The organism is Cytophagia bacterium CHB2 (genome assembly GCA_030263535.1).
In the GTDB taxonomy this organism is placed as follows: domain Bacteria; phylum Zhuqueibacterota; class Zhuqueibacteria; order Zhuqueibacterales; family Zhuqueibacteraceae; genus Coneutiohabitans.
This window is the reverse complement of record SZPB01000396.1, coordinates 1-6,056: the sequence shown is the minus strand read 5'-3', so window position 1 is coordinate 6,056 and position 6,056 is coordinate 1. Positions and strand designations below refer to the sequence as shown.

Below are 6,056 nucleotides of genomic sequence, written 5' to 3'. Positions count from 1 at the left end.
CCTGGGGCCGTTCTTTTTGCAGTTGCCACCCACCTTCAGCCGGCGGGAATTTTCACCGCTCGCGCATTTTCTCAAAACCCTGCCGGCTGAATTCGAATACGCCGTAGAAGCGCGCCACCCGGATTTTTTCGACGAAGGCGAGTGTGAAGCGCGATTCAATGATCTGCTGCGCACGCACAACATGGCGCGCGTCATTTTCGATACCCGGGGCTTGCATGCCGCGCAAGCCGCGCCGGGTGATCTTGTCACCCGGGATGCGCAGCGCCGCAAGCCCAAGGTTCCGGTGCGCTTTCTCGCTACCAATCAGCGACCGTTCGTGCGCTTTGTGGGCGATCCCCTCATTGAAAAGAATGAAGCATATCTTCAGCAATGGGCCAAACAGGTGGCGCAATGGCTCGACCAGGGATTGCAGCCGTTTGTGTTCATGCACGCGCCGGACGATATTGATGCGCCGCGGGTGGCGCGCTATTTCCACATGCTGCTGCGCGCGCTTTCTGAGAACGCCGGAAATCTGCCGGCCTGGCCGTGTGAGAAAGAACAAAATCAATTACAGTTGTTTTAGCGTGTGATGCGTGCGCCGTGGCATTTTCAACTTCACGGCACGCAAAAAAAGCAAGCGCAAATATTCGAATCGCGCGCACTTGTTTTTTACAAAGGGTTTGTTTAGTTTTCGCGCAACACCAGAACAGCTCGAACGTTCCGTTAAACTTGTCCGTCTCAAATCAAGTGGCGGGCGGGCGAAATCTCGTTTTAACTTTTTGCAGAAACTAGATCCGTTCCATTCAAATTATCCTATGAAGATTCGCTTCCGAAGAAGAAAACAGCCGCGTCTTGCCGTGTTGCGTTTGGACGGCGTGCTGGATGAGAGTGGCGAGGACCCCATTCCGCGCCGGGTTGTGACGGCATTGGAGGAAGCCAAGGACATTCATGCGCGCGCGTTGCTGGTGCGCATCAACTCGCCGGGCGGCACGGTGGGCGCAACCCAGGAAATTTACGACGCCATCAGCCATTTTCGCGAGGAAGCCAAAGTGCCGGTGGTGGCTTCGATGGGCGAGGTGGCAGCCTCGGGCGGTGTTTATGTGGCGATGGCGGCGGAGCGCGTGCTGGCCAATGCCGGCACCATCACAGGTTCGATTGGCGTGATCATTCAATCGCGCAATCTCAGCCAGCTTTTGAACAAGGTTGGCGTCGAGATGGAAGTGGTGAAGTCCGGCCAGTTCAAAGATACCCTGACCTTCTTTCGCGGCATCACCGCGGAGGAACGCAACATGCTGCAAGAGTTGATCAACGACAGTTACGAACAATTCGTCGAAGCGGTGGCCAAGGGCCGCAAGCTCGAGCCGGAGAAAGTGCGCGCATTTGCTGACGGCCGCGTGATGACAGGCCGGCAAGCGCTGCAACACGGCTTGATCGACGAGCTGGGCAGCTTCGAGCGCGCGGTGGAAGTGGTGAAAGGCATGGCAAATCTCACGGAAGAGCCGCAGCTTGTCGAAATCGGCCGCACGCGCAAGCCCTGGTACGAACGCTTGACACGCCGCTTCCTCGGCCAACTCGAATGGAACACCACAATGGCACGTTTGCGCGGGATTCCGCTTTACTTGATGCCGAGGTAAGGCACACGCAAAACCAGGATTTCAGATTTATCATCAAGGAGATTGCTTTGCTCAAATCACTGATTGGATTCCTGCATCTTGTTTTCTTGGTCAGTTCGATTTCAGCCCAGTCGCTGCCCAACGGCCAGGCCGCCGCTGATTCACCGAAATGGGTTGCGCCCAAAGCGCTTTATCTCATGGGCAATGCTGAAATCGATACGTTGATTCGCCGCGTCACCGCGAGCGAGCCGGAGTTGACGCGCCGTATCGCCATTTACTCGGAAGTTGCGAAAGGCACGCCGTACGCGCTGTTTTGCCTCGGTGAAGGCCCGAACGCAAAGTATGATCGCGACCCGTTGATCGATTTCTCCCGCGCGGATTGCGTGACGTTCACCGAGCAAATTCTGGCGATGGCGATTTCGGACAACTACGAGCATATGTTCAATAATCTGCAGCGCATTCGTTATCACCGCGGCGCAATCGATTTACGCACGCGCAATCATTTCACGCATGCGGATTGGGTTCCCAACAATGCCTGGCTGTTGCAGGATGTCACGGCGTCAGTCGGCGGAAAACATTGCCGCGAGATGACCAAGACCATTGATCGGCGCAAGTTGCTGAGCGATCTCGGCGTGCCGGAGAGCGAGCAGGCAGCGATTCCACCGGCGGAAACCATGACGATCAAATACATTCCCGAGCACAGCCTGTTGGCGGTGCAAGACAGTCTGCAAACCGGCGATTTGTTCAGCATTATTCAAAGCGCGCCCGGCATTTTTTCCGCGCACATGGGACTCATCATTCGCCAGGAAAACGGTGAAGTTTATTGCCGGCATGCCTCCTCGCGGCCGGAGGCGAAGCAGGTCATCGACGAACCCCTGAGCGCGATGGTGGCACAATTGCTAGCCAATCGCAAGCGCGTTGGCATGGCGTTTCTGCGCGTCACGTCCGCTGGCAACCTCGCGGAACCACCGGCTGCAACACCTGTTGAACATGAAATCAAACATTGAGACAATTTATTTTGTGTCGAAGATGTTGGCGATCGCGGTATCCTCCGCATTCGCGCAGCACACGGACGGCTATGTACGGCAGCCGGCCTTCGATGTCGCGCACTACGCGCTCGATCTCACGCTTTCTGATGCCAGCAACATCATCAGAGGAGAGGCCACGGTCAACGTGATCATCCGGGATGCAACGGATTCGACGCTGCATTTAAATTTGAAGGGTCTGGAGGTCACCAGCGTCACCAGCACGAATCGTGCGCTGGCATTTGCGCGTGTGTCTGACGGCTTGCTGGTACATCTGCCGCAAACGGTTGCCAACGGCGATACGTTGCCGCTCACCGTTGCTTATGCCGGCGAACCGCAAGACGGCCTCATCATCCGCTCCAACAAATTCGGCCGGCGTTCGTTTTTTGCGGACAACTGGCCTGATCGCAGCCGTTATTGGTTCCCGAGCGTCGATCATCCTTCGGACAAGGCGACTGTCGAGTTTCGCGTCACACTGCCGTCGCGCTACACCGTGGTTGCCAACGGTCGCTTGCAGGATGTCTCCGATGAAAGGAATGGCAACAAATCCTGGCACTGGATTGAACGCACGCCGATTCCGACCTACTGCATGGTTATCGGCGCCGCCGAGTTTGCCGAAACCTCGGTGTCATCGAGTACAGGCGTGCCGATCACATTTTATACCTTCAAGGAAGATGCGCCCTATGCGCACGAGAATTTCGGGCGCGTGGCGGAGATGATGGCATTCTTCTCTGAAAAGATTGGGCCCTTTCCGTATGAAAAACTGGCGCTGGTGCAGTCGTCGACGCGCTATGGCGGCATGGAAAACGCCAGCGCCATTTTTTTTGCCGAGAGCAGTTTTGGCAAAGGCAAAACCATCGAAGGCACAACCGCGCATGAAATCGCGCACCAATGGTTTGGCGACGCCGTAAGCGCGGCGGACTGGCATCATGTCTGGTTGAGTGAAGGGTTCGCGACTTACGGCGAAGCGCTGTTTTACGAACATGCGGAGGGCCAGCAGAAATTTCGCGAAGTTATGCGGCGCTCCCGCGATAATTATTTTCGTTTTGCCGAACGCGCCGGCGGGCCGATCCTTGACACGACGATCACGAACTACATGCAGCTTCTCAATGCCAACAACTACGCCAAAGCCGCTTGGGTTTTACATATGTTGCGCAACGTGATCGGTGAGGATAAATTTTGGCCGGGCTTGGCCGCGTATTATCGCCAGTTCAAAAATGGCACCGCTCTGACCCAGCATTTTCAAGCCGTGATGGAAAATATTTCAGGAAAACCGCTGGATTGGTTCTTTACGCAATGGTTGCAGCAACCGGGTTATCCCAAGCTGGAAGGACAATGGTTTTGGGATTCTTCAGCGAAAACCGTCGAGTTGGAGCTTCGCCAAATTCAAGCGGGCGAACCTTTTTATCTCCCGCTCGACATTGCCTCACAGCCGGGAGATTCTGAAAAGCTTAATTGCGAGATGAAAGAGAATTATCTGCGGTTTGTGTTCTCGGCTGATATGCCGCCGGCAAAGCTCGAGATCGATCCTGACGAAAAAATTTTGATGACGGTCAATCTGACAAATGAAATGCCGGCGAAAGCCAGCAGTCAATAAGTTCGTTTGCCCAGGATTATACAAACACGCGGACACAACAGATTCGACTCTCATGCCGTGAACGGGAGGCGTGATGCAAATCACAGGTCATATCAATGAAGACTTGGTGATGGCAATGTATCTCGGCAATCTTGCGGCCGAGGACCAGCAGCGCTTGCAGCGGCATGCTTCCGAATGCCCGATTTGCAAGCGCGAGCTTACGACTTATCGTGAAGTGCTGTCCGGCCTGGAGGCGCTGGCTTTGAAAGTGGGCGGGCAGCAGCGCGCGGCGATTTCACGCGCAACCCTCAAGCAGCAGATGCGCAAACGGCAAATTTATTATGATCTGCTGCATCACCCGCTCGTCGGCCCCATGTGGATTGCCAGCACGGCAGCCGGCATATGTCTGGCCAAATTTTCCGAGCGCACGCCGTTTGAGATCGAAGAATTTTTAAAAGCGCAACAGCCGGAGGCCTGGATTGTACGCGACAAGAACGCGACAGCAACGATCATCGCCGAGTTGCGGGATTATCTGCAAAAACGGCTGACGCAATTTTCCACGGCCATCGATTGGCGCTTTGTGCCGGCCGGGTTCAAGCGCGAGGTTTTGCAGGTGGTGAGCAAAATCCCTTACGGCCAGGTTTGCACCTACGGCGAAATCGCGGAACGCCTGGGAAATCCCCGGGCGGTGCGCGCGGTGGGCCAGGCGTTGGGCGCCAATCCGATTCCGATATTCATACCATGTCATCGCGTCGTGGCGAGCAATGGCAAGCTGGGCGGCTTTGCCGCGGGCGAAAATCTGAAACGCCGCTTGCTCGCATTGGAAGGCGTGCGCTGGCCCAACGTCACGAAGCAATTGGATCTTTTTATTATTGTTTGAGAACAATCGCGGCGGCGCTCGGTGTTGGCGTGTGTTGCCGTGTTTCGTTAAGGTATTTTACCTTGCAAGTTCCTGGGGCATTCCTTACTTTTCCCGCCAGTTCATTTCGTTCGGTTTATTTTCTAGGAGAAATGTATGTATTCGAAACGTCTCGGGGTAGCAGCCGCTGTTATATTGGCCGCAAGTTTTCTCACCTTCCACCACAGCTTTGCGCAAACTTCGCTTTATGAAAATCTCCTGCAGGATCAAGGTGTGATCACCGGAGGCGTGGGCGTTTCCGTCATTGACGGGCAATCGTATTTCACCATGTCGCTGCGGCCGGATCTGGCGTTCGGCAAATGGGGCGTGGGGCTGGATATTCCACTGCGTTTCGATGTTGACACGGGCAACCTCCGCAACGAGGATTGGGATCAAGGTTACGACTATTTGCGGCTTTTTCGCTATGTCCGCTACAGCCGCAAGCGCAATCCCGATCCGGTTTATGCGCGCGTGGGCAGCCTCGATGCGGCGCGCCTGGGACACGGCTTCATCACGATTTTGATTTCGGCATCGGCGGATTCGAAACGGTGACGAACAACTTCGGGCGCGGCGAAATTTTCGGCGGGCGTATTTACTATCGCCCCCTGCAACTGGCGACCAATGCGCCGATTCTGCGCAATTTTGCCATCGGCGCGACCTATGTCGGCGATATCGATCCGGATGAGTATCGCGGCACGGATAACGGCGTTTCCGAATTCGGCTTTGACGCCGAGCTGCCGATTGTGCAAACCTCGCTGCTGCGCTTCGCCCTTTACGGCGACGTTGCCAAAATCAACAATCACGGATCCGGCAAAGCGGCAGGTATCGAAATGAATCTCAGCGGCATTGGAGGCCTGTTTGATGTCGGCGCGCAACTGGAGCGGCGCTTCCTCAATCGCGAATTTCTGCCGAGTTACTTCGGACCCTTGTATGAATTGGAACGCCGCGCGCTAGCCCAAGCGGGA

The 6,056-nt window shown here is 55.6% G+C and carries 7 protein-coding genes; all 7 read left to right on the top strand.

The features are described from left to right. Positions 1 to 562, top strand: a 562-nt coding sequence (locus tag FBQ85_25805) for a DUF72 domain-containing protein (protein MDL1878548.1), incomplete at its 5' end; no start/stop codon positions are given. 232 nt (positions 563 to 794) lie between these two features. Then, complete coding sequence (gene sppA, locus FBQ85_25800) at positions 795 to 1,613, top strand: signal peptide peptidase SppA (protein MDL1878547.1); 819 nt, start codon at positions 795 to 797, stop codon at positions 1,611 to 1,613. Then, complete coding sequence (locus FBQ85_25795) at positions 1,556 to 2,599, top strand: DUF1460 domain-containing protein (GenBank protein ID MDL1878546.1); 1,044 nt, start codon at positions 1,556 to 1,558, stop codon at positions 2,597 to 2,599. The genes sppA and FBQ85_25795 overlap by 58 nt, the downstream gene beginning before the upstream one ends. Further along, the gene (locus tag FBQ85_25790) at positions 2,583 to 4,214 is read left to right on the top strand and encodes a M1 family metallopeptidase (protein MDL1878545.1); all 1,632 of its coding nucleotides are present in this window, start codon (positions 2,583 to 2,585) and stop codon (positions 4,212 to 4,214) included. The genes FBQ85_25795 and FBQ85_25790 overlap by 17 nt, the downstream gene beginning before the upstream one ends. A 73-nt stretch (positions 4,215 to 4,287) precedes the next feature. After that, positions 4,288 to 5,073 (top strand): methylated-DNA--[protein]-cysteine S-methyltransferase, encoded by a 786-nt coding sequence (locus FBQ85_25785; protein ID MDL1878544.1) that lies wholly within the window; start codon positions 4,288 to 4,290, stop codon positions 5,071 to 5,073. Positions 5,074 to 5,208: 135 nt separating this feature from the next. Continuing rightward, a complete protein-coding gene (locus FBQ85_25780) occupies positions 5,209 to 5,643 on the top strand; it encodes a hypothetical protein (GenBank protein MDL1878543.1) in 435 nt (144 codons plus the stop codon). Then, positions 5,640 to 6,056, top strand: a 417-nt coding sequence (locus FBQ85_25775) for a hypothetical protein (protein MDL1878542.1), incomplete at its 3' end; no start/stop codon positions are given. The genes FBQ85_25780 and FBQ85_25775, both read left to right, overlap by 4 nt.

What these genes read in the sequence shown, in the direction of transcription:
- sppA (MDL1878547.1), top strand. Translation starts at nt 795, where the DNA reads ATGAAGATTCGCTTCCGAAGAAGAAAACAGCCGCGTCTTGCCGTGTTG.
- FBQ85_25795 (MDL1878546.1), top strand. Translation starts at nt 1,556, where the DNA reads ATGGAACACCACAATGGCACGTTTGCGCGGGATTCCGCTTTACTTGAT.
- FBQ85_25790 (MDL1878545.1), top strand. Translation starts at nt 2,583, where the DNA reads ATGAAATCAAACATTGAGACAATTTATTTTGTGTCGAAGATGTTGGCG.
- FBQ85_25785 (MDL1878544.1), top strand. Translation starts at nt 4,288, where the DNA reads ATGCAAATCACAGGTCATATCAATGAAGACTTGGTGATGGCAATGTAT.
- FBQ85_25780 (MDL1878543.1), top strand. Translation starts at nt 5,209, where the DNA reads ATGTATTCGAAACGTCTCGGGGTAGCAGCCGCTGTTATATTGGCCGCA.